Raw genomic sequence first — 20,775 nt, 5'->3', positions numbered from 1 at the left:
GAGGTGGGGCGGGGTGCGGTTTCGCCGGGTGTCCGGCTCAGGCCGCGTTCGTGAACACCGGCAGGAAGCCGCCCGACTGGCCGGGCGCGGTGGGGTGGTACGACTCGCCGATGTCGAGCCAGTTGACGCTGTGCAGCCAGGAGTCGCTGGAGCAGATCTCATGGTTGGCGAAGGCGGAGCGCACGTCGGCGAAGACGAAGTTGTGAGCCTGGGCGCGCTTCTGGATGGCGGCGTCGATGTAGTCGGCCGCGTCGTTGATCGCGGACCGCTTGGTCTCGGAGAGGCCGAGGCAGCTCTGTCCGAGCAGGTAGAAGCGGGGGTAGCTGAGGACGACCACCCGGGCGGCGGGGGCCTTGGCGCTGATCGCGTTGTAGACGGTGTCCAGCTTGCCGGGGAGCGTGGTGTCGACGTAGTTCTCGGCGGTCTGGATCCTGGCCAGGCAGGAGCTGTCGGACTGGAGCACACAGGTCGTCATGACGTCGGAGAACCCGGCGTCGTTGCCGCCGACGGTGAGGGAGACCAGTGAGGTGCTGGAGTTCAGCGAGCCGAGCTGGTTGGCGAGCACGTCGTCCGTCGTGGCGCCCGAGCAGGCGTTGAAGGCGAACGAGGACGGGCTGTGGGCGGCGTTCCACAGGTACGGGTACGCCTTGGTGCTGCGGTCGCAGCTGCCGCTGGAGCTGATGTAGCTGCCCGAGCCCACCCCGGAGGAGTAGGAGTCGCCGAGCGCCACATAGCCGCCGGACACGGCCGTCGAGGAGGCCTGTGCGGAAGCGGCCCCGGTGAGACCGAGGCCGGCGGCGAGGAGGAGCGAGGTCACGAATCCGGTAAGTCGGGAACGTCTCATGGAACCTCCCTTTAGCAGGATCTCTGCGTCAACCGTCGTACCAACTACGCGTGTTGACGGGAAGTGTCCATGCCAAAACTGTTGCGCTCTGAACAGGATCGACCCAAGACGTTCACCGCTCAGCTATTGCATGTGCATGCCATAGGGGTTGATGCACCGTCACTCCGTGCGCCCCCGCCGGCGGCCCGGGACGCCCTTGACGGTCCCGCGCGACTGGGCCACATTGAAGCCCGGCATCCGGCGCGTCGGGGGGCAAAGTCGCCCATGCAGACCTTCGGGATCAAGACACCTTCATCGGACAGCCCTCCGGGGGACGCGGAGCGGGTGCGGCCAGGGCCGGGGAGGGCCCTGCCGTCGCTGCTCGTGGGCGTCGCGGCGGCCGTGGGGGCGGCCGGCGCGCTGCTCGCACTGCTCGACACCCACTCACCACTGCGTGCTCCCTGCACGCTGTTCTTCCTGCTCGGCGCGCCGGCCGCGGCGATCGCCGCGGGCTTGCGCGGGCTGGATCCCTTCGGCCGGACGCTGTGCGCGCTTGCGGGCTCCGTCGCGCTGAACATGCTGGTTGCCCAGGGCCTGCTGGCCGTGCACCGCTGGTCGGTCCGGGGCGGAGTGGCCGCGGTGACCGTGCTGAGCCTGCTGCTCCTGCTCACGGTTCTGCGCACGGCCCGGCGCCGGGGACGACTTTCCGGAAAACGCCATCAACCGTGAGCAATCTGGGCCAAAGTTATGTAGTAGAGAAACCGACAAAAAAGTGAGGCATCCCCCCAGGGGTTGCCTATCCACTTCAACCGTCAATACCGTCGTACATCACACCCGCACCGGCACGTCGGCAACGGCTCCAGGGGAGGGCTCAGGGCCACGGCGCTCGTCGGTGCGGGGCGCGGTAGGGGGGTGCCGTGCTCGGTGGCCGCTTCGGTGACCGAGCCGTGCCGCGCGACCGGCTGCCGTCTTTTCCCGGCAGTCCGGCCAGCTTTGCCAGCTCGTCCACGCGCACGGAGACCCGCTCCCCGTGCCGATGACGAGAACCCCCCTTTCGAACCGGACACACAGCCGGGCCGCCCAGGGGCGGGCGGTCCACCGGACGAGAGGGAAAAACCCATGAGTTCCGTTCTGCGCCCGCCTGGTTCAGGGCAGGATCCGCTGTTCGCCGACCACTACCGGCCCATCTCCTCGCACCTGGCGATCACTCCGCCGGTGAGCGTGGTGATCCCCGCCATGAACGAGGCGGAGAACCTGCCCTACGTCTTCAAGTCGCTGCCGCACTGGATACACGAGGTCGTGCTGGTCGACGGCAACTCCACGGACGACACCGTGGACGTGGCGCGTTCGCTGTGGCCGGAGGTCCGGGTGGTCGAACAGCGGGGCCGGGGCAAGGGGGATGCCCTGATCACCGGGTTCGAGGCCTGCACCGGCGACATCATCGTGATGGTCGACGCGGACGGCTCGGCCGACGGCAACGAGATCGTGTCGTACGTCTCCGCGCTGGTCTCCGGCGCCGACTTCGCCAAGGGCTCCCGGTTCGCCAACGGCGGCGGCACGGACGACATGACCTTCGTCCGCAAGCTGGGCAACTGGGCGCTGTGCACCATCGTCAACCGCAAGTTCGGCGCCCGCTACACCGACCTGTGCTACGGCTACAACGCCTTCTGGCGGCACTGCCTCGACAAGATCGACCTCGACTGCACCGGCTTCGAGGTCGAGACGCTGATGAACATCAGAGTGGTCAAGGCGGGACTGAAGGTGCAGGAGATCCCCAGCCACGAGTACCTCCGCATCCACGGCGCCAGCAACCTGCGTGCCGTACGGGACGGGATACGGGTGCTCAGGGTCATCCTCGGGGAACGCTCCAACCGGCGCGAACTGCGCCGCCAGGAACGCCCCTCCCCGCTGCTCGACACGGTCCGGGGAGAGCTGTCGTGAGAGACGAGCCGGGGGACGGCCCCGGGGACCCCGGTGTCTCCGTCGTGATCTGCGTGTACACCGAGGACCGCTGGGAGGACATCCTCGCGGCGGTCGCCTCGGTGCGCGCCCAGTCGTATCCGGCCCTGGAGACGCTCCTGGTGGTGGACCACAACCCGGCCCTGCACGGCCGGCTGGAGCGCGAGTACAAGGAGACGGACGGCGTCCGGGTGCTGGCCAACGCCGGTCCGCGCGGGCTGTCCGCCGGCCGCAACACCGGCATCGCCGCCTCCCGCGGCGAGGTGATCGCCTTCCTGGACGACGACGCCGTCGCCGAACGGGACTGGCTGCGCCGCTTCGCCGAGGGGTACGCCGACCCGCGCGTGATGGCGGTCGGCGGCCGTACCGAGCCGGTCTGGGCGTCCGGCCGGCGGCCCGCCTGGTTCCCGGCGGAGTTCGACTGGGTGGTGGGCTGCACCTACACGGGGCTGCCGCCGGGCCGGGTGCGGGTCCGCAACGTCCTCGGCGGCAACGCCTCCTTCCGCCGTACGGCCTTCACGGCGGCGGGCGGCTTCGCCACCGGCATCGGCCGCGACGGCGACCGCCGCCCGCTGGGCTGCGAGGAGACGGAGCTGTGCATCCGCCTCACCCGGGCCCGGCCCGACGCCGTCCTGCTCATCGACGACCGCGCGGTCATCCACCACCGGGTGCCCGCACCCCGCGAGCGCTTCGGCTACTTCCGCGCCCGTACCTACGCCGAGGGCCTGTCCAAGGCCCTGGTGGCCAGGAGCGTCGGCGCGGACAAGGGCCTGGAGTCCGAACGCCGCTACACCACCCGGGTGCTGCCCGCCGGGATCGCCCGGGGACTTCGGGACGCCCTGCTCGGCCGCCCGGGCGGCGCGGGCCGCGCGGCCGCGATCGTCACGGGCGTGCTGAGCGCCGCCGGCGGATACGCCCTCGGCACCCTGCGCGCCCGGCACGGCGGTACGACGTTCACGGCACCGCCGATCCCCGGTGACCCCGGCCCGGCGAGCGCCGCCGCCGGTCCCGTGAGCGGCCTCGACGATCCCGCGGATGCCGACGCCGGACCCGGGAGGCAGCCGTGAGCGACACGCCCGTACCCATCCTCATGTACCACTCGGTCGCGATCGCGCCCAACGCCGCCACCCGGGCCCTGTCGGTCGCGCCGGAGGCGTTCGCGGAGCAGCTGGCGGTCATCGGCGAGGTGGGGCTGACCCCCGTCACCACCGCCGATCTCGCCGCGCACTGGCGGTCCGGCCGCCCGCTGCCCGCCCGGCCGGTGCTGATCACCTTCGACGACGGCTACGAGGGCGTGCACCGGCATGCCCTGCCCGTGCTCGCCGAGCACGGCTTCCCGGCCACCCTGTTCGTCTCCACCGGCTGGCTCCGCGGCGGGTACGACACCGGAGGCGGCCTCGACACCATGCTCGACTGGCGGCAGGTGCGCGAACTGGCCGCCGCCGGGGTCGAGATCGGCGGCCACAGCCACACCCATCCGCAGCTCGACCAGCTCCCCGACGACGCGCTGCGCACCGAGCTGACCCGCTGCACCGAGATCGTCACCGAGGAACTCGGCGTCCGCCCGGTGTCGTTCGCCTACCCGTACGGCTACTCCAGCCGCCGGGTCCGCCGAGCGGTGCGCGCGGCCGGGTACGACCAGGCACTCGCCGTCGGCAACGACCTCGCCGACCGCCGCCAGGGGCCGTACGCGCTGCGGCGGGTCACCGTGCGCCGCAGCACGGGCGCGGCGGAGTTCGAGCGGCTGCTGCACGGCCGCGCCCTCGCCCGTGACTTCGCCAGGGACCGTGCCCTCACCCAGGGGTACGCCCTCGTCCGCAGAGCCCGCCAGGTCCGCCGGAAGGCCATCCGTACCCGTGTCTGACACGACCACCACGACCGAGACCGACGCGCCCTGCGCCAGGACGTCCGAGCAGGCGGGCCGGGCCCCGGGCGGCAGCCCGCTGTTCCGCAACGCCTACGCGCTGATGCTCAACACCGGCATCTCCGCCGTCCTCGGACTGGGCTTCTGGCTGGCCGCGGCCCGCTACTACACCGAGTCGGCGGTCGGGCAGGGCTCGGCCGCCATCGCCGCGATGAAGCTGCTCGCCGGGCTGACCGCGGTGACCCTGACCGGCGCGCTGGCCCGCTTCATCCCGGTCTCCGGCGCGCGCACCGGACGGCTCGTCGTGCTGACGTACGCGGGCAGTTCACTGGTGGTCGCGGTGGCCGCCGGGGTGTTCCTGCTGACCCTGGACGCCTGGGGGCCGTCGTACCGCTTCCTGCACGGGACCCTCAACGGGCTCGGCTTCGTCGTGGCCGTCGCCGCCTGGAACGTGCTCACCCTCCAGGACGGGGTGCTGACCGGGCTGCGCAGCGCGCCCTGGGTGCCGGTCGGCAACACCGTGTTCTCGGCGGTGAAGCTGGGCCTGCTCGCCGCGTTCGCCGTGGCGATCCCGACCGCCGGTGTCTTCGTGTCCTGGGTCGCCGCCATCGCCACCTCCGTGCTGCCGCTCGGCTGGCTGGTGTTCCGCCGGCTGGTGCCCCGGCACGTCAGGGCCACCGAGGGGCGGGCGAGACCGCCGACGCCGCGGGAGATCGGGCGGTTCCTGGCCGGGGACTACACCGGCTCGCTGTTCTCGCTGGCCGTGGTCTACCTGGTCCCGGTGATCATCGCCTCGCAGGTCAGCGCGGAGCAGAACGCCTACTTCTACATCACCACCACCATCGGCGGCACCACCAACCTCCTCGCGATCAACATGGGTGCCTCGCTCACCGTCGAGGGCGCGCACGACCCGGCACGGCTGGCCGCCGACACCCGTGCCGCGCTGAAGCGGATGTTCCGGATCATGCTGCCGATCTCGGCGCTGCTGTTCCTCGGCGCGCCCTGGATCCTCGGCGTGTTCGGCCCGGGCTACGCGGCGGCGGCCACCCCCTTGCTGCGCTGGTTCGCGGTCGGCGCGCTGCTGCGGGTGGTCATGGAGACCTGCTTCGCGGTGCTGCGCGCGCAGAGCCGTACCGCCGGACTGGCCTGGATGCAGGGCCTGTTGTGTGCGCTGGTGCTCGGTCTGACGCTGCTGTTGCTGCCCCGGATGGGGCTGACCGGCGCGGGCGTCGCCGAGATGTCCAGCCTCGCGGTGATCGTCGCGATCACCGCGCCCAGGCTGTGGCGGACCGTCCGGTCGGCTCCCGTCGGCGTGCCGGAGACGGCGGCACCCGACGGGGACCTGGCCGATCTGGGGACGCGCGAGGTCGCGGCCGCGGCGGCTCCGGCCCGCCGGCCCGGACCGGCCTGGGCGCTGGACTCCGACACCGTCGCGCTCGGCGTCCAGGTGGACTTCGACCATCAGGAACGGCGCCCGGACGTCCGGCCGGGCCCCGGCACCCCGCCCGCGGGCACCCGGCTGCCGCTGGAGCAGCCGGCCCGGAAGACCGCCCAGGGCCCGTCGGCGCGCGTCCGGCTGCTGCCCACCCGTTCCGGGGTCGTCCTCGGCTGTCTGCTGATCGCCGCGCTGCTGCTGTACTGGGTGCCCGCGCTGCGGCTCGGCGAGGCCGACCTGGACCGGATGGGCGGGCTCGGTCTGGTCTCGGTGCTGCCGCTGCCGACCCTGGTCGGGGCCGCGCTGCTGATCACCGTGTTCGCCGGGCTGCTCCGGCTGCGCCGCGAGCACCGGGCGCTGCTGCTGCTCACCCTGCTGGCCACGGTGGTGTCCCTGCACGCGCTGCCCGCCGTGATCGAGACCGAGCCGCGGTTCCCCACGGCCTGGCAGCACCTGGGCTTTCTCGACTACATCGACCGCACCGGCTCCGCCGTACCGGACCTGGACGCCCGCTGGAGCTGGCCGGGCTTCTTCGCGGTGACCGCGTTCGTCGGCCGGGCGTGCGGGGTCACCGACTTCACCGAGGTCATCCGCTGGTGGCCGACGGCCGTGCAACTCGCCTACTTGGCCCCGATGTTCCTGCTCACCCGTGCGCTGCGGGCGAGCTGGCGGGCGAAGTGGACCGGTGTCTGGATCTTCGTGCTGTGCGGCTGGGTGGGGCAGGACTACTTCTCCCCGCAGGGCTTCACCTACCTCCTGTATCTGGCCTTCGTGGCGATCCTGCTGGTCTGGTTCCGCCCGCCGCGGGTCATCTGGACGAAGGCGCGGCCCGGCGAGGCCGAGGTGCGGCCCGCCGACCGCCGGCAGCGGGCCGTGCTGCTGCTGGTCCTGATCGCCCTGTACGCGGCGACCGTCCCGGCGCACCAGCTCACCCCGTTCGTGATGCTGGGCGTGCTGGCGGCGCTCGTCCTGCTCGGCCGGTCCGAACTGCGCGGGTTGCCCCTGCTGTTCGCGGTGCTGGTCGCGGTCTGGGTCGGCTTCATGGCCGAGCCGTACTGGTCCGGGCACTTCGACGACCTGTTCGGCGGGGTCGGCGGGGTGGGCAGCAATGTCTCCACCTCCGTCTCCGGCCGGATCCAGGGCGGGAGTCCGACCCACAAGCTGGTGCTGTACACCCGGGTGCTGCTGGCCGGCTCGCTGCTGGCCTGCGCCTGCTGGGGCTGGTGGCGGCGCCGGCTGCACCGGTACCGGGATCGCTCGCTGCTGGTGCTGACGTTCGTGCCGTTCCTCGGTTTCGGGATGCAGTCGTACGGCGGTGAGATGGCGCTGCGGGTCTTCATGTTCGCGGTGCCCGGCGCGGCCCTGCTCGCCGCCCTCGCCCTCTTCCCGCGCGCCGGTGACACCGCCGGGGAACGCGCCGGGGGGCGGCGGAACCTCGCCCCGCTGGCGGCGCTGCTCGCCGGGCTGCTGCTGATGGGCGGGTTCCTGGTGGCCCGCTGGGGCAACGAGCCGTTCGAGCGGACCCGGCCCGGCGAGGTCGCGGCGATGGACTGGGTGTACGCCCACGACCGGCCGACGGTACGGCTGCTGTGGCTGACCCAGGACACCGTCAACGACGTGACGCCGGCGCTGCCGTGGGGCGCGCGGGACATGGAGCGGGTGGACTATGTGCCCACGCTCGCCCCGGCCGACCCGGTGCTGGTGTCGGGCCTGGTCAAGGCGTTGAAGGAGGCGGGTCCGAACTCGTATCTGATGATCAACCGCAGTCAGGTGACGTATCTCGAGCTGGACGCCGGCTACCCGGCGTCCTGGGAGCCGCGGCTGGTGGGGAACCTGGACGGGCGGCGGGAGCTGACGAAGGTCTTCGCCGACGCCGACGTCACGGTGTACGCGCTGCGCGAGCGGCCGTCGGGGGCGATGCCGAAGCCGGACCCCGGGCCGGTCGGGCCGCTGGTGACCTGGACGCCCTGGTCGGTGGTCGGCGCGCTGGCCGCGGTGGCGCTGGTCCTGCTGCTGGCCGCCCGCGAGCTGGCCCGGGTGGCGCTCCGGCCGGGCGTGCGCCGGCTGCGGCTGCTCCAGTCGGGGTTCTGGTTCTCGCTGCCGCTGCTGGCGGTGGTCCTGGCCTCGCTGGTGCAGCGGTTCGTGACGCTGAAGTGAGGTGGCCTGGCGGCTGTGCCTAGCGGCCGAGCCACTTCACCTCGTAGGCGTCCAGGTCGACGCGTCTGCCGTCGACCTGGGCGCTGATCGTGCGGTTCCGGGTGTTGACCACCAGGACGGCCCTGTCGTCGGCGAGGACGCGGACATCGGGGATGTCGTCGGCGGCGACGGACACGGGCGTGTAGCGGGTGCCCGGCGGGAACGCCTTGGCGAACCGGGAGACCAGGTCGTACAGGGGCAGCGGCCGGCCCCCGGCGGAGCCGTCGGTCGGGGTCCACAGACAGCCGGCGCAGCCGGTGCCGCCGCGCTCCTCCGGGTTCCAGTAAAAGCCGGAGTCCGCGCCGCCCTTGACCATGGCGATCATCCCGGTGGCCTGCACCGCGACCCGGTGCGGCTCGGTCCAGCCGGTGCGGTCGCCGTCGCCGTCGCCGGGCTCGACGTAGTACTCGGCCCACCACAGCGGCAGGCCGTGGGTCTGCCGCCGTACCCACGCGCCGACGGCCGTCAGCTTGTCGGTCGCCGCGAACTCGTCGGGCAGCAGCGCGTCGTCGCGGGTGTAGCTGGAGCCGTCGACGACCGTGAAGTCGGCGCCCGCCTTGTGCGCGTTCCAGTAGGAGAAGGCGTCCAGCACCCGCCGGTCCATGGCGCCCCAGGGTCCCCGCACCGCGGTGGAGGCGTTCTCGTCGCCCGGGCGGACGCTGTCCATCACCAGGTAGGGTCCGCCGACCATGATGTTCCGGTCGACCTTCTTCAGCGCGCGGTACACGAGGTTGTACAGCCGGGTGTAACCCTCGTAGTCCCAGCGGGACTCGGCGTCGTTCCAGAAGCCCTTGAACTCGTTCCAGACGATGAAGTGCCGGACGTCCGGGTAGCGCCGGGCGACCGTGGCGGCGAGGTCGGCGAAGTCCTGGTAGTGGCCGGGGGCGGGGGCCCGCTCCAGGGCGGACCGGCTCCAGTCGGTGGTGCCGGCGGCGGCCTTCCCGCCCTTCATCCAGTCCGGGGAGCAGCACAGGGTGATCACCGGGGTGCCGCCGGAGGCGCGGACGAAGCCGATCCGCCGGTCCAGCGCGCCGAAGTCGTAGTGTCCCGGGGCGGGTTCGGGGTTGTCGGCACCCCAACCCATGATGTGCTGGTTCTGCGCCAGGCCGCCGCCCTCGCCGAGCAGCCGCCGCACCCGGCCGGTGGCCGCCGCCGCGCCCTCGTCGGCGCTGTACTGGGTGTGGGTGAAACCCCAGCCGACGGACGGCGCCGTCGCGGCCGCGGGCTTGCCGGAACCGCCGGAGCGCGTGCCCACCAGGGTCACCACCAGGGCCAGCAGGACCGCACCCGCGCCGAGCACCGTGGCGAGCCGCCGCCACCGGGCATCCGATTTCCCCCCATGACATCCCATCGGGGACAACAGTAGAGGCGGAACGGCCGGCTCGGGGGGGTCTTGGGAAGAGCGGAAGAACAGCGCACCCGCGCGAAATGCCGTGCGTACGGCACACCCGTGACAGATCATGGCCCCATGTCTGCGAACCCACACGAAGCGCTGCCGATCCGGCTCACCGTCGATGACTCCGACTCGCCCTCCGACGTCGTCGACGCGCTGTTCCTCGGCCGCTTCGCGACGGGCGAGCAGCCGTACTCGCACGCCGCGAACATCGACCGCGTACGCTCCGGCGCGACCCTGCTGCCGGACGGCGCCCGGGTGCTGCGGGTCGCCCGTGACGACGACCGCAGCGCCACCCTCGCCGAGGGCGACGGCTGGACCCTGCTGGTCTCCCGCTGGAACCGCGGCGCGGACGTCACGGTCACCGCGACCAGCGCCGAGCTGGCGAAGCGGGTCCTGGACCAGGCCACGGACGGCGCGGCCGACGAGCCCGAGCCGCAGCCGGAGAACGTGACGATGGGGTTCTGGTACGTCTCCCCGCGGCGCGGCCCGTACCGCACCACCCGTCAGATCGCGGCGGGCACCTGGGAGGAGATCCGACCCAACTACACGGCGCCGGTGGCGGAGGCGATGGACCGCCTGATGAAGACGACCCCGGAGGACATCGCCGGCCGGCTGCTGCTGCTCCACGGCCCGCCCGGCACCGGCAAGACCTCGGCGCTGCGCACCCTCGCCCGCTCCTGGCGGGACTGGTGCCAGGTCGACTGCGTCCTCGATCCGGAGCGGCTCTTCTCCGACGTCGGCTATCTGATGGACATCGCGATCGGCGAGGAGGACGGCGCCGGCAAGGGCCGCTGGCGTCTGCTGCTGCTGGAGGACTGCGACGAGCTGATCCGCGGCGAGGCCAAGCACACGGCGGGCCAGGCCCTGTCCCGGCTGCTGAACCTCACCGACGGCCTGCTGGGCCAGGGCCGCAACGTCCTGGTCGGGGTCACCACCAACGAGGACCTGGAGCGGCTGCACCCGGCGGTGGTCCGCCCCGGCCGCTGTCTGGCCCGGATCGAGGTGGGCCCGCTGACCCGCCCCGAGGCGGTGAACTGGCTGGGCACCGAGACCGGTGTCGGCCGGGACGGCGCCACCCTCGCCGAGTTGTACGCGCTGCGCCGGGGCTCGGCGCCGACCTCGGTGCCGGGGGCCCGGGAGGGCGCGGACGCGGGCCTGTACCTGTAGTGCTTTCATGAGGGTATGACCCTGTTCGTGGGCACGTCGGGGTGGCAGTACAAGGACTGGCGGGACCTCGTCTACCCGGCCGGGGTCCCGGCGCGGCTGTGGCTGGAGGAGTACACCCGGCTCTTCGCGACGGTGGAGATCAACAACGCGTTCTACCGGCTGCCGTCGTACGACACCTTCACCACCTGGCGGGAGCGGGTCCCGGCGGACTTCGTGGTCGCGGTCAAGGCGAGCCGCTATCTGACCCATATCAAGCGCCTGAAGGAGCCCGAGGAGCCGGTGCACCGGCTGATGAGCCACGCGGCGGGTCTCGGTGACCGGCTGGGCCCGGTCCTGCTCCAGCTGCCGCCGACGCTGCGCGCCGACCCCGCGCTGCTGGACACCTGCCTGGCCTGCTTCCCGCCCGGCACCCGGGTCGCGGTCGAGCCCCGCCACGAGTCGTGGTGGACTGCCGAGGTGCGCGAGGTGCTCGAACTGCGGGGTGCGGCGCTGTGCTGGGCGGATGTCCTGGCCCGTCCGGTCACCCCGCTGTGGCGCACCACCGGCTGGGGCTACGTGCGCTTCCACCAGGGGCGCGCCCGGCCCTGGCCGCGCTACGGCCGCCGGTCCCTGGAGACCTGGGTGGACCGCATCGCCACGACCTGGCCGGACGGGGCGGACGTGTACGCGTACTTCAACAACGACCCGGGCGGGGCGGCGGTGCAGGACGCGGTGGTGTTCGGCCGGGCGGCCCGGCGGGCGGGCCTGCCGGTGACCCGCTTCCCGGAACCGGTACGGCACGGGTGACTCCGCTACGCCGCTCGGTACGGCCCGGCTGACTCCGCTGCACCGCACCGCGCGGCCCGGGTGACTCCGCTGCACCGCTCGGTACGGCCCGGCTGACTCCGCTGCACCGCACCGCGCGTCCTGGGCGACTCCGCTGTGCCGCTCCGCGCGGCTCGGCCGCTTCGAAAAGCCTCTACTCCTCGTAGGCCGCCCGCAGGGCGTCCCGCACCGCGGCCGACGCCTCCTCCTCCGCCAGCCCCAGCCGCCGTACCCGGTCGGCATAGGCCTGAGCGGCCAGGGACGCCTCGCGGGCCGCGGCCGAGCCGGCGGCGGCCACATAGGTGCCGTGCCGGCCCCGGGTCTCGATCACCCCGTCGCCCTCCAGTGCCCGGTACGCCTTGGCCACCGTGTTCACCGCGAGCCCCAGGGACTCGGCCAGCCCCCGCACGGTGGGCAGCCGGTAGCCCACCGGCAGCGCCCCGGACCGCGCCTGCTCGGAAATCTGCGCCCGCACCTGCTCGTACGGCGGCGCGCTGTCATCGATGCGGATCTTCAGGCTCACGGGGCGATTGTCGCGCACCGCGCGGAAAATGGGAGGCAGCCACCGCACACCGCCCCGTACGGTGCCTGCTCATGACAGTGATCGTGCGCGACCTGCGCCCCGCCGACCGCGCGGACGTCGAGACTTTCGCCCGGGTACGGCATCTCGCACTGCCGTACATCCTGTGGACCCCGGACGCCATCCTGCACCACCTCAGTCACACCCCGCCCGAGGCCCGGCACCGGTCGCTGGTCGCGGAGGAGGACGGCGAGGTGATCGGCACCGCGCAAGTGAGCCTCGCGTACGACAGCCCGGAACCGGGGCAGGGGCTGCTCAACATCTATGTGCACCCGGAGCGCACCGGGCGCGGCGCGGGCGGGCTGCTGGTGCGCGCGGCCGAGGAGCACCTGGCCGCGCACGGGGCGACGAAGCTGTTCGCGTGGCTGCTGGACGCGCCGGACAACCGGGCCTTCGCCGAGCGCCGCGGCTATCGCGCGGGCCGCTCCGCCCACTTCCTCCGGCTGGACCTGACGGCGGCCGAGCTGCCGCCGCTGCCCGCTCTGCCGTCCGGCGTCGAGCTGCGCACGGCGGCCGACTTCGCGGCCGATCCGCGCCCGCTGTTCGAGCTGGACGGGGAGACGACGGCCGACGAACCGAGCGATGTGGACGCCGAGTTCAGCGACTACCAGGCCTGGCTCACCATGACCTGGGGGCACCCGCTGCTGGACCGGGAGCTGACCACGGTGGTGCTGGCCGACGGCCGCCCCGCCGCCTTCAGCGTGGCCTACACCGACGGCGGCACCCGGTACCTGACCGCGATGACCGGCACGGCCCGCCGCCACCGGGGGCGCGGCCTGGCCACGCTCGCCAAGACGGCCGCCCTGCACCGCGCCCGCGCCGCCGGGCACACGGTCGCCCTCACCGGGAACGACACCGGCAACGGCCCCATGCTCGCGATCAACCGCCGGCTCGGCTACGAGATCTGCGCCACGGAGGTGCGCTATGTCCGCGAACTCGGCTGAGGCGCCGGGGCGGTTGGAGGTCGTACTGGTCAAGGCGGGCCGTACGAAGATCCGTTACCCGGCCGAGCTGCTCGGCGACGACGGCAACCGGATCGCCGTACGAGCGCCCTGGGCGGGCTCCGGAGTGCGCGACTTCGGCTTCGTGCGCTTCGAGCCGGGCGATGTGTTCACCGAGTACTACTGGCGGGACCGCTGGTATTCGGTGAAGGAGGTCCGTGGCCCGGGCGGCGCGGTGAAGGGCTGGTACTGCGACATCACCCGGCCCGCGGTGCGCACCGGTGCGGAGCTGGTGGTCGAGGACCTCGACCTGGACCTGTGGCGCTCCGGCGACGGCGGGGACGTACGGCGCCTGGACGAGGACGAGTTCGCCGAGAGCGGTCTGGCGGACACCGACCCGGAGGCGGCGTCCGCCGCGCTGGCCGCCCTGGCGGAGCTGGAGGCGCTGGCCCGCCGGGACGGTTTCGGACAGTTGCTGGCCTGACCGCCCCCGCCGGTCCCGGCGGGGGCGGGGGCGGCTCAGACCAGCGCCACCACCGCGTACCGCTCGTCGTGCACGGCCTTCCCCCACAGCAGCGGGTCTCCGGAGAGCGGCTCCACGCGCACGTCCGCCGCCAGCGGCGCCAGCAGGGCGGTGAGCCGGGCGGCGGGTATGCCGACCGGGTGCACGCTGCCCCACACGCCCTCCACCAGGACGAAGCGGCCGCCCGGCCGCAGCAGGGTGCGCCAGTGCCGCAGGACGGCCGCCGGGTCGGGCAGTGTCCACAGCACATGCCGGACGAGGACGACGTCATGGGCCCGCTGTGCCACCGGCGGGCTCGCGGCGTCTCCGCGCAGCACCGTCGCCCCGTGCCCCGCGAGCTTGGCGCGGGCCCGCTCGACCATCGCCGGGGAGGAGTCGACGGCCGTCACCCGGTGTCCCTGGCCGAGCGCGAGGAGCGACAGACTGCCGGTGCCGCAGCCCAGGTCGAGGAGGTCGGCGGGCTGCCCGGGCAGCCAGGAGCGGAGCCGGGCCGCCCAGGCCGCGCGGACACCGGGGTCGCGCAGGCCGTGGTCCGGCTCGTCGTCGAAGGCGGCGGCCTCGGCGTCCCAGTCGATCGCGGCGTCCGGCCGGATCGTGCTGTCGTTGGCGTTCGTCATGCGCCAAGAGTGACACCCGCCACTGACAACCCGGCACCGATGAGGAACTCTCGCCGAAAGCGTCTACCTCCGTGACAACGCGGAACACGGTAGACACTGAAGGAGGCAGCCATGCGCCGTATGACCGTGCAGAAGCCCCTGAAGAGGACGGACCGCCGCCGTGCCCGCGAGGAGGCGGACGAGAGCCCTGCGGGACGTCCCGAGGTCCGCAAGGACATCGCGCGCACCTGGTGGCCCGACGGCTGACCCGGCCGGACCGCCGGAGTCTCAGCCCAGCAGTTTGCGGTAGTGGATCCGGTCGTAGGGCCCGTCGACCCGGCGTTCCACGACCTCGTACCCGTACTTCGGGTAGATCTTCTGGTTCTCCCACATCATCGCGTTCGTATACAGCCTGATCTCGCCGAGCCCCAGCTCACGCGCGCGTGCGTCGACGAAGTGCAGCAGCCGCCGTCCGACGCCCGTGCCGTGGGCCTGCGGCCGGACGGCGATGCTGTCCAGGAAGAGATGGCCGGGGAACGCGTCGATCACCACCAGTCCGTCGACGGGGTCCCCGGTGACGTACACCCTGCCCGCGGCGACGTCGGCGGTGTGGTCCGCCTCCATGGGCTGCGGCACCACACCGATGCGCGCGATGTAGGGGTGGTAGGCCAGGTCCGTGACCTCTTTCACGGCCGGGACATCGGCGGCGACGGCGATCCGGACGTGCTCCGGCCCTGTGGTGATCATGCGGTGCAGGCTATCCGCCTGAACGCAGTCTGAGTACTCCCTTAAGGGGACCATAAAGATCTCCACCACCGGCCCCCAGCAGGGGATTTCACGGTTTCCTGGAACTGCTCAGGGCCTGTCCGGCGGCTCAGGTCGGACAGGCCCCGGCGACGGTCAGCTGAGGGCCGACGCGCAGCTGGTGGCGGTGGCGTGGGCGGGGTCGAGCGCGTTGGCCACCTCGTGGAAGGCGATCCGGTCGAACAGGCCGATGGCCACGTGTTCGGAGAGGTCGAGCGGGCAGAGGTCCTGGAGCAGGACGTTGCGGACGCCGGAGCCGCTCAGGTACTGGCTCTGCCAGGGGGTGGCCACCTCGTCGTACTTGGTGGCGATGACCGTGTAGTGGACTCCGGGGACGGTGTCGCCGTCGGCGTTGAGCTTGGTGAGGAAGGCGGAGCCGGGGATCTGGTCGGCGAGGCCGGGGGTGGTGGCCTTGACCAGGTCGGTGGCTCCGGGGAAGTACGGCAGCAGGTTGGTGAGTCCGCTCAGCGAGGCGCCGTGGTTGTCGGGGGCGATGCCGACGAGCGCGTTGACCTTGGCGGCTCCGCCGAGGAACCTCAGGTAGTAGCGGGGCATCATGCCACCCTGGGAGTGCCCGACCAGGTCGGCCTTGGCGGCGCCGGTCGCGCTGAGCACCTTGTCGACATAGGCGGACAGCTGGCCGGCCGACTGGTCGATGGGGCCGAGGCCGTAGAAGACGGGGACGCCGGAGAGTTGGCCGTAGTCCACGGAGTAGACGCAGTATCCGCGGTGCTCCAGGTAGGGGGCGAGGGAGAGCCAGTTGTCGACGGAGTTGCCGAGGGTGCCGTGGACCAGGATCACGGGCCGGGGGTGGTCCGCGGAGGGCTTGCAGGAGAAGTCGTTCCAGCCGGTGCTCGGCGCCGTGTCGGCGTGGGCGGCGGCAGCGGGTACGGCGGCGACGGCTGCGGTCAGCAGCAGCGCGGCCAGGGGTCTGAGCACTCGCTTCCAGGGCAGCATCGTGTGATCTCCTTGCGGCTCAAGGGAGGTGCGACGGCCTAACCCTGTGATCCGGATCACGAGGATGCTGTTCACTCGTCAAGTTACGGGCGAGTAGTGCAGATGTGAAGTTACGCGCCAGTAAAAACTTCCAGTGGTAACCACCAGCCCATTCCGCACCCCCGCCACTCCCCGACGGAGCATCACCGGGCAGGCTGGATCGGACTATACGGTGCAATTCACACCAAACCGCCCCACCACGGCGATATCGGTGACCGTGGCCCCGTCGGGCGCCGGCCGCGTCAGGCCGCCAGCGTGCCCGGGATCACCGCCCGCGGACCGAACCTGGCCCGGGCGCGGTCCGCGACCTCCTCGATACGGCGGGCGTTCTCGTCCACGGGGTCGAAGGTGAGCTGGTGGGAGGCCTGGGCGGCGGGGGTCAGCCCCTCGGCACGCAGGGTCAGGGCGCGTACCCGGGCGCGTTGCAGACCGAGCGCCTCGTACATGCCGTAGGCCGCCCGGGTCAGGGCCGCCGAGTGCGCGGTCGGCTCCTTCAAGGTGCGGCTGCGCGGCGTGGCGGACCTGTCGGCATAGCGCACGGTGAGGGTCAGGGTGCGGCAGACCTGCTCCATCGCGCGCAGCCGGGCGCCGAGTTCCTCGGCGGCCGACAGCAGCGCACGGCGGTGCCGGCCGGAGTCCAGCTCGTCGATGCCGAAGGTGCGTTCGGCCGACAGCGAGCGCGAGACGGCGTTCGGCACGACCCGCCCCCGGTCGATGCCGCTCGCCTTCTCGCGCAGCTCGCGGGCCGCCTTCGCACCGATCAGCCGCTGGAGCGTGGACGGCGGCGCGGCGGCCACCAGGCCCAGGGTGTCCAGGCCGTACTCCGCGAGGGTGCGGGCGGTCGCCGCGCCGACGCCGGGCAGCGCGGCGACCGGCCGCCCGGCGAGGAACTCCGCGGCGCCCGCCGGATCCCCGGGCACGGCACAGGTCACCCCGGGCCGGGCGTCCCGCAGCGCCACACGGGCCAGCATCGGCCCCGGACCGGCGCCGATCGCACAGTCGACGCCGTACCGTGCGAGCGCGCGCACCCGGATCACCGAGGCCAGTTCCACCGCGCTGCGCCCGAAGTACCGCTCGGCGCCCCGGAGATCGGCCAGCGCCCCGTCCGGCGGCAGCGCCTCGACGACCGGGGTGAACTCCTCCAGCAGCCCGAGCAGTCCGGGCAGGGCCGCCTCGTACATCGGCGGCAGCTGGAAACGTACGCAGAGAATGGTCATCCCGCACTCCCCGGACTCTGGTGCCACAACTTCCGTATCGCCGCAGGCCCTTGCGCGGCCTCCGGTCCCGCGGGGCGCAGATCGGCCCACGGATGCATCTCGTATCCGGTGGGCAGCTGGATCCGCCGCCCGCCGGTCGGGTCCTCGCCCGCCCCCCGCGCCACGGGCTCCGCGAGCCGCGCCGCCACCTCGTCCAGGCCGCCCTCGGCGCGCAGTTCGACCAGCTCGGCGAGGTTCCAGGCGGCGGACCCCACCACGCTCAGGCTGCGCGGCCCGCGCCGCTGCACCACGCCCCGCACCAGCAGCAGCCACGAGTGGAAGACGGTGTAGGCGCACGCGTCGTGCGAGTCGTCGAAGAACGCCAGGTCGACCAGGCCCGTGCCGTCGTCCAGCGTGGAGAAGACGACCCGCTTGCCGGACCGGATCGGCGGCGTCTGGGTGGCCGCCTTGGCGCCCGCGACCAGCACGGTCTCGCCGTTGCGGGCCTCTCGCAGCCGCCGCGCGGACACCACGCCCAGCTCCTTCAGGAACTCCTGGTGGTCGTCCATCAGATTGCGCGAGGCGTCCATGGACAGCACACCCAGCTCGGCGCTGAGCCGTTCCGCCGACGTCAGGTCGGGCAGCCCCGCCGACGCGGTCCTGCGTCCGCCGGCGAGCGGGAGCTGTCCCCCGCCGCCGCCCCGGGCGCCCCGGTGCAGCTCGGCCAGATGCAGTTGCAGATCCCGCCGGTTGGCACCGAAGGCGTCCAACGCACCCACCTGCGCCAGCCGTTGGGCCAGCGGCCGGCTGGGCCGCGCCCGCTCCCAGAAGTCCAGCAGCGAGGAGTACGGCTGTCCCTCCGCGATCCGCTTCGCCTCGGCCTCGCTGATGCCGTGCACGTCGGAGAGGGCGAGCCGCAGCCCCCACACCTTTCCCTCGGACACCAGTTCGATCCGGTGGGCGACCCCGGAGACATTGACATCCAGCGGCAGGATCGGCACCCCGCGCCGCCGTGCGTCCGCCAGCAGCAGCCGCTTCGGATACATCCCCGGGTCATGGGTGAGCAGCCCGGCGTAGAAGGCGGCCGGATGATGGGCCTTCAGCCAGGCCGACTGGTACGTGGGCACCGCGAAGGCGACGGCGTGCGCCTTGCAGAAGCCGTACGACCCGAAGGCCTCCACGATCTCCCAGGTCCGCCGGACGGTCTCCGCGTCGTACCCCCGGGCCGCCGCCCGCTGCGCGAACCACCCCTTGATCCGCGCCTGCGACTGCGGATCGGACAGCCCGCGCCGCACCTGGTCCGCCTCTCCCCGGCCGCATCCGGTCAGCACCGCGACGATGTCGATGACCTGCTCGTGGAAGACGACGACGCCGTACGTCCCGCGCAGCGCCTCCTCCAGGTCCGGGTGCGGATAGCGCACCGGTGCCCGCCCGTGCCGCGCCTCGATGAACGGCCGCACCATGTCCGCGGCGACGGGCCCGGGCCGGAACAGCGAGATGTCCACGACAAGATCGTGGAAGGTGCTCGGCTGGAGCCGCCCCACCAGGTCCCGCTGCCCCGGCGACTCGATCTGGAAGCACCCGAGCGTCTCGGTGGACCGGATCAGCCGGTAGGTCTCCGGGTCCCCCTCCGGCAGCGCGTCCAGGTCGACCCGCTCCCCCGTCGCCCGCTCCACCTCGGCGACCGCGTGCGCCATCGCCGACTGCATCCGCACACCCAGCACATCGAGCTTGAGCAGCCCGAGGTCCTCCACGTCCTCCTTGTCGAACTGCGACATCGGAAAGCCCTCACCGCTGGTCGGCACCACCGGCGTACGAGCCCGCAGCGAGCCGTCGGAGAGCAGCACCCCGCACGGGTGCATGGCGACCCCGCGGGGCAGCGCGTCCAGCGCCTCGACCAGTTCCCACAGCCGCCCGAACCGCCCCTTCTCCCCCGCCAGCCGCCTCAGCTCGGGCAGTTCCGCCAGCGCGGCCCGCGCGTCCCGGGCCCGGATGTGCGGAAAGGACTTGGCCACGCGATCGATCTCGGCCGGGTCCATGGACAGCGCGGCTCCCACGTCCCGGATGGCGTGCCGCACCCGATAGGTCTCCGGCATCGCGACGGTGGCGACCCGCTCCTCGCCGAACCGCCCGATGATCGCCCGGTACACCTCGAGCCGCCGCGCGGACTCCACATCGATGTCGATGTCGGGCAGCACCACGCGTTCCCTGGACAGGAAGCGCTCCATCAGCAGCCCGTGCGCCACCGGATCGGCGTGCGCGATGCCCAGCAGATGGTTGACGAGCGAGCCGGCCCCGGAGCCGCGGGCGGCCACCCGGATCCCCATCTCCCGTACGTCGTCCACCACCTGAGCGACCGTCAGGAAGTAGGAGGCGAAGCCGTGGTGGGCGATGATGTCCAGCTCGTGGTGCATCCGCTCCCAGTACTCCCGCCGGCCGCCGTACCCGAGCCGCACCATCCCCGCCACCGCCCGTGAGGCGAGTGCCCGCTGGGCGGAGCGCCGGCCGGCCCCCACCAGATGCGCCTCGGGGAAGTGCACGGCCCCGATCCCGAGGTCCGCCCCGGGATCGACCCGGCACTCCTCGGCCGTGGCCAGGGTCTGCTCCAGCAGCCGCCGGGCGACACCCCTGCCGTACCCGGCCGCCTCGACCACCCGCTCGGCCACCTCCGCCATCGCCGACGCGTCCTTCAGCCAGGCCTCGCCCGAATCCAGTTCCCCCCGGGGATCGACCGGCACCAGCCGCCGCGCGGCATCCAGCACATCGGCGACCGCGCCCATCCCGCGATCCGCGTACCGCACGGCGTTGCCGAGCACCGGCCGCACCCCCTGTTCGGCGGCGAGCCCGACCGTGCGGGCGGCGAGCCGGAGCGAGCCGGGCCCGGTCCCGGTACGCCCGTGCCACACGGCCTCCAGCCGCACCGCGTCCCCGTAGACCTCGCGCCAGGCCGTCAGCAGCGCAGCCGCCCGGTCGGGCCGCCCCGCCGCGAGGGCGCGGCCCACGTCGGAGCCGGGCCCGAGCAGCACGACGAGCCCCTCACCGCGGTGGTCCTCCCAGCCCAGCAGCGGGCTGCCCGGCCGTGCGTGCGCCGCGGTGACGAGCCGGCACAGCTCGGCCCAGCCACGGGCGCCGTCCCGGGCGAGAAAGGCCGCCCGGGGGGCCGACTCGTCGACGAAGGCCCCGCCCCGCACCGGCACCCGCCGGCGTACGGCCGCACGCTCCCCCACCGCGAGATCGACGCCGAAGACCGGCCGCACCCCGCTCCCGGCACAGGCCTTGGCAAAGCGCACCGCACCGGCGAGCGTGTCCCGGTCGGTGAGCGCGAGCACATCCATCCCCCGCTCCGAGGCACGCTCGACCAGCCGCTCCGGATGGGACGCCCCGTACCGCACGGAGAACCCGGAGACGGTGTGCAGATGCGCGAAGCCCGGCACACCCACCTCCCGAACCACTCTCGAACATCAGTTCACCCTCCCACCATACCCTCATTTCCGA

18 protein-coding genes are annotated in these 20,775 nt (G+C 72.9%); 10 read left to right on the top strand and 8 right to left on the bottom strand.

Features of this window, described 5'->3' with window-relative positions; translation table 11 throughout:
• Positions 1 to 37: 37 nt before the first annotated feature.
• Positions 38 to 844, bottom strand: a complete 807-nt coding sequence (locus tag ACZ5CZ_RS02400; RefSeq protein WP_385846562.1) for an SGNH/GDSL hydrolase family protein — start codon at positions 842 to 844, stop codon at positions 38 to 40.
• Positions 845 to 1,207: 363 nt separating this feature from the next.
• Between ACZ5CZ_RS02400 and ACZ5CZ_RS02395 the strand changes: the two genes are divergently transcribed.
• From ACZ5CZ_RS02395 to ACZ5CZ_RS02375, 5 genes are all read left to right on the top strand, one after another.
• On the top strand, positions 1,208 to 1,552 hold the full coding sequence (locus tag ACZ5CZ_RS02395; RefSeq protein WP_468938496.1) for a hypothetical protein: 345 nt from the start codon (positions 1,208 to 1,210) through the stop codon (positions 1,550 to 1,552).
• A 390-nt stretch (positions 1,553 to 1,942) separates the two neighbouring features.
• Positions 1,943 to 2,764: a glycosyltransferase family 2 protein gene (locus tag ACZ5CZ_RS02390; protein ID WP_385846559.1), complete on the top strand. Its 822-nt coding sequence runs from the start codon at positions 1,943 to 1,945 to the stop codon at positions 2,762 to 2,764.
• Positions 2,761 to 3,849 (top strand): glycosyltransferase family 2 protein, encoded by a 1,089-nt coding sequence (locus ACZ5CZ_RS02385; RefSeq protein ID WP_468938492.1) that lies wholly within the window; start codon positions 2,761 to 2,763, stop codon positions 3,847 to 3,849. Before ACZ5CZ_RS02390 ends, ACZ5CZ_RS02385 begins: the two co-directional genes overlap by 4 nt.
• The gene (locus ACZ5CZ_RS02380) at positions 3,846 to 4,646 is read left to right on the top strand and encodes a polysaccharide deacetylase family protein (RefSeq protein WP_468938489.1); all 801 of its coding nucleotides are present in this window, start codon (positions 3,846 to 3,848) and stop codon (positions 4,644 to 4,646) included. The genes ACZ5CZ_RS02385 and ACZ5CZ_RS02380 overlap by 4 nt, the downstream gene beginning before the upstream one ends.
• Positions 4,639 to 8,238, top strand: coding sequence for a lipopolysaccharide biosynthesis protein (locus ACZ5CZ_RS02375; RefSeq protein ID WP_468938486.1), 3,600 nt, complete (start codon positions 4,639 to 4,641; stop codon positions 8,236 to 8,238). The genes ACZ5CZ_RS02380 and ACZ5CZ_RS02375 overlap by 8 nt, the downstream gene beginning before the upstream one ends.
• A 19-nt stretch (positions 8,239 to 8,257) precedes the next feature.
• Here ACZ5CZ_RS02375 and ACZ5CZ_RS02370 read toward each other — a convergent pair whose 3' ends face one another.
• The gene (locus ACZ5CZ_RS02370; RefSeq protein ID WP_468938483.1) at positions 8,258 to 9,628 is read right to left on the bottom strand and encodes a xylan 1,4-beta-xylosidase; all 1,371 of its coding nucleotides are present in this window, start codon (positions 9,626 to 9,628) and stop codon (positions 8,258 to 8,260) included.
• A 117-nt stretch (positions 9,629 to 9,745) separates the two neighbouring features.
• On the opposite strand from ACZ5CZ_RS02370, the gene ACZ5CZ_RS02365 reads away from it, so the two are divergent.
• Together ACZ5CZ_RS02365 and ACZ5CZ_RS02360 are read left to right on the top strand one after the other, a co-directional pair.
• The gene (locus tag ACZ5CZ_RS02365) at positions 9,746 to 10,840 is read left to right on the top strand and encodes a DUF5925 domain-containing protein (protein WP_385846553.1); all 1,095 of its coding nucleotides are present in this window, start codon (positions 9,746 to 9,748) and stop codon (positions 10,838 to 10,840) included.
• 15 nt (positions 10,841 to 10,855) lie between these two features.
• Positions 10,856 to 11,626 carry a DUF72 domain-containing protein gene (locus ACZ5CZ_RS02360; protein ID WP_385846551.1) on the top strand — a complete coding sequence of 257 codons (771 nt, stop codon included), beginning with the start codon at positions 10,856 to 10,858 and terminating at the stop codon, positions 11,624 to 11,626.
• Positions 11,627 to 11,798: 172 nt separating this feature from the next.
• On the opposite strand, the gene ACZ5CZ_RS02355 is transcribed toward ACZ5CZ_RS02360, so the two are convergent.
• Entirely contained in the window at positions 11,799 to 12,167 is a 369-nt protein-coding gene (locus ACZ5CZ_RS02355) for a GntR family transcriptional regulator (protein ID WP_385846550.1), read from the bottom strand.
• A 71-nt stretch (positions 12,168 to 12,238) separates the two neighbouring features.
• On the opposite strand from ACZ5CZ_RS02355, the gene ACZ5CZ_RS02350 reads away from it, so the two are divergent.
• Positions 12,239 to 13,168: a GNAT family N-acetyltransferase gene (locus ACZ5CZ_RS02350; protein ID WP_468938478.1), complete on the top strand. Its 930-nt coding sequence runs from the start codon at positions 12,239 to 12,241 to the stop codon at positions 13,166 to 13,168.
• On the top strand, positions 13,149 to 13,649 hold the full coding sequence (locus tag ACZ5CZ_RS02345) for a ribonuclease FAU-1 family protein (protein WP_468938475.1): 501 nt from the start codon (positions 13,149 to 13,151) through the stop codon (positions 13,647 to 13,649). Before ACZ5CZ_RS02350 ends, ACZ5CZ_RS02345 begins: the two co-directional genes overlap by 20 nt.
• Before the next feature lie 35 nt (positions 13,650 to 13,684).
• Here ACZ5CZ_RS02345 and ACZ5CZ_RS02340 read toward each other — a convergent pair whose 3' ends face one another.
• Positions 13,685 to 14,305: a class I SAM-dependent methyltransferase gene (locus tag ACZ5CZ_RS02340; RefSeq protein ID WP_385846547.1), complete on the bottom strand. Its 621-nt coding sequence runs from the start codon at positions 14,303 to 14,305 to the stop codon at positions 13,685 to 13,687.
• A gap of 111 nt (positions 14,306 to 14,416) precedes the next feature.
• On the opposite strand from ACZ5CZ_RS02340, the gene ACZ5CZ_RS02335 reads away from it, so the two are divergent.
• A complete protein-coding gene (locus ACZ5CZ_RS02335) occupies positions 14,417 to 14,551 on the top strand; it encodes a hypothetical protein (protein WP_385846546.1) in 135 nt (44 codons plus the stop codon).
• Between the two features lie 21 nt (positions 14,552 to 14,572).
• On the opposite strand, the gene ACZ5CZ_RS02330 is transcribed toward ACZ5CZ_RS02335, so the two are convergent.
• From ACZ5CZ_RS02330 to ACZ5CZ_RS02315, 4 genes are all read right to left on the bottom strand, one after another.
• Positions 14,573 to 15,031 carry a GNAT family N-acetyltransferase gene (locus tag ACZ5CZ_RS02330; protein ID WP_385846545.1) on the bottom strand — a complete coding sequence of 153 codons (459 nt, stop codon included), beginning with the start codon at positions 15,029 to 15,031 and terminating at the stop codon, positions 14,573 to 14,575.
• A 153-nt stretch (positions 15,032 to 15,184) separates the two neighbouring features.
• Entirely contained in the window at positions 15,185 to 16,045 is an 861-nt protein-coding gene (locus tag ACZ5CZ_RS02325; RefSeq protein ID WP_385846543.1) for an esterase/lipase family protein, read from the bottom strand.
• Between the two features lie 281 nt (positions 16,046 to 16,326).
• Complete coding sequence (locus tag ACZ5CZ_RS02320) at positions 16,327 to 17,301, bottom strand: DNA polymerase Y family protein (RefSeq protein WP_468938469.1); 975 nt, start codon at positions 17,299 to 17,301, stop codon at positions 16,327 to 16,329.
• Positions 17,298 to 20,714 carry a DNA polymerase III subunit alpha gene (locus ACZ5CZ_RS02315; protein ID WP_468938466.1) on the bottom strand — a complete coding sequence of 1,139 codons (3,417 nt, stop codon included), beginning with the start codon at positions 20,712 to 20,714 and terminating at the stop codon, positions 17,298 to 17,300. The genes ACZ5CZ_RS02320 and ACZ5CZ_RS02315 overlap by 4 nt, the downstream gene beginning before the upstream one ends.
• Positions 20,715 to 20,775: the final 61 nt, after the last annotated feature.

Source organism: Streptomyces sp. NPDC031418 (assembly GCF_055581605.1).
The sequence above is the reverse complement of the archived record's forward strand: the minus strand, read 5'-3'. Positions and strand labels throughout refer to the sequence as shown.

Excerpts from the sequence above, each read along its gene's own strand:
- ACZ5CZ_RS02400 (WP_385846562.1), bottom strand. The coding sequence starts at position 844 with ATGAGACGTTCCCGACTTACCGGATTCGTGACCTCGCTCCTCCTCGCC.
- ACZ5CZ_RS02390 (WP_385846559.1), top strand. The coding sequence starts at position 1,943 with ATGAGTTCCGTTCTGCGCCCGCCTGGTTCAGGGCAGGATCCGCTGTTC.
- ACZ5CZ_RS02370 (WP_468938483.1), bottom strand. The coding sequence starts at position 9,628 with ATGGGATGTCATGGGGGGAAATCGGATGCCCGGTGGCGGCGGCTCGCC.
- ACZ5CZ_RS02365 (WP_385846553.1), top strand. The coding sequence starts at position 9,746 with ATGTCTGCGAACCCACACGAAGCGCTGCCGATCCGGCTCACCGTCGAT.
- ACZ5CZ_RS02360 (WP_385846551.1), top strand. The coding sequence starts at position 10,856 with ATGACCCTGTTCGTGGGCACGTCGGGGTGGCAGTACAAGGACTGGCGG.
- ACZ5CZ_RS02350 (WP_468938478.1), top strand. The coding sequence starts at position 12,239 with ATGACAGTGATCGTGCGCGACCTGCGCCCCGCCGACCGCGCGGACGTC.
- ACZ5CZ_RS02345 (WP_468938475.1), top strand. The coding sequence starts at position 13,149 with ATGTCCGCGAACTCGGCTGAGGCGCCGGGGCGGTTGGAGGTCGTACTG.
- ACZ5CZ_RS02340 (WP_385846547.1), bottom strand. The coding sequence starts at position 14,305 with ATGACGAACGCCAACGACAGCACGATCCGGCCGGACGCCGCGATCGAC.
- ACZ5CZ_RS02335 (WP_385846546.1), top strand. The coding sequence starts at position 14,417 with ATGCGCCGTATGACCGTGCAGAAGCCCCTGAAGAGGACGGACCGCCGC.
- ACZ5CZ_RS02330 (WP_385846545.1), bottom strand. The coding sequence starts at position 15,031 with ATGATCACCACAGGGCCGGAGCACGTCCGGATCGCCGTCGCCGCCGAT.
- ACZ5CZ_RS02325 (WP_385846543.1), bottom strand. The coding sequence starts at position 16,045 with ATGCTGCCCTGGAAGCGAGTGCTCAGACCCCTGGCCGCGCTGCTGCTG.
- ACZ5CZ_RS02320 (WP_468938469.1), bottom strand. The coding sequence starts at position 17,301 with ATGACCATTCTCTGCGTACGTTTCCAGCTGCCGCCGATGTACGAGGCG.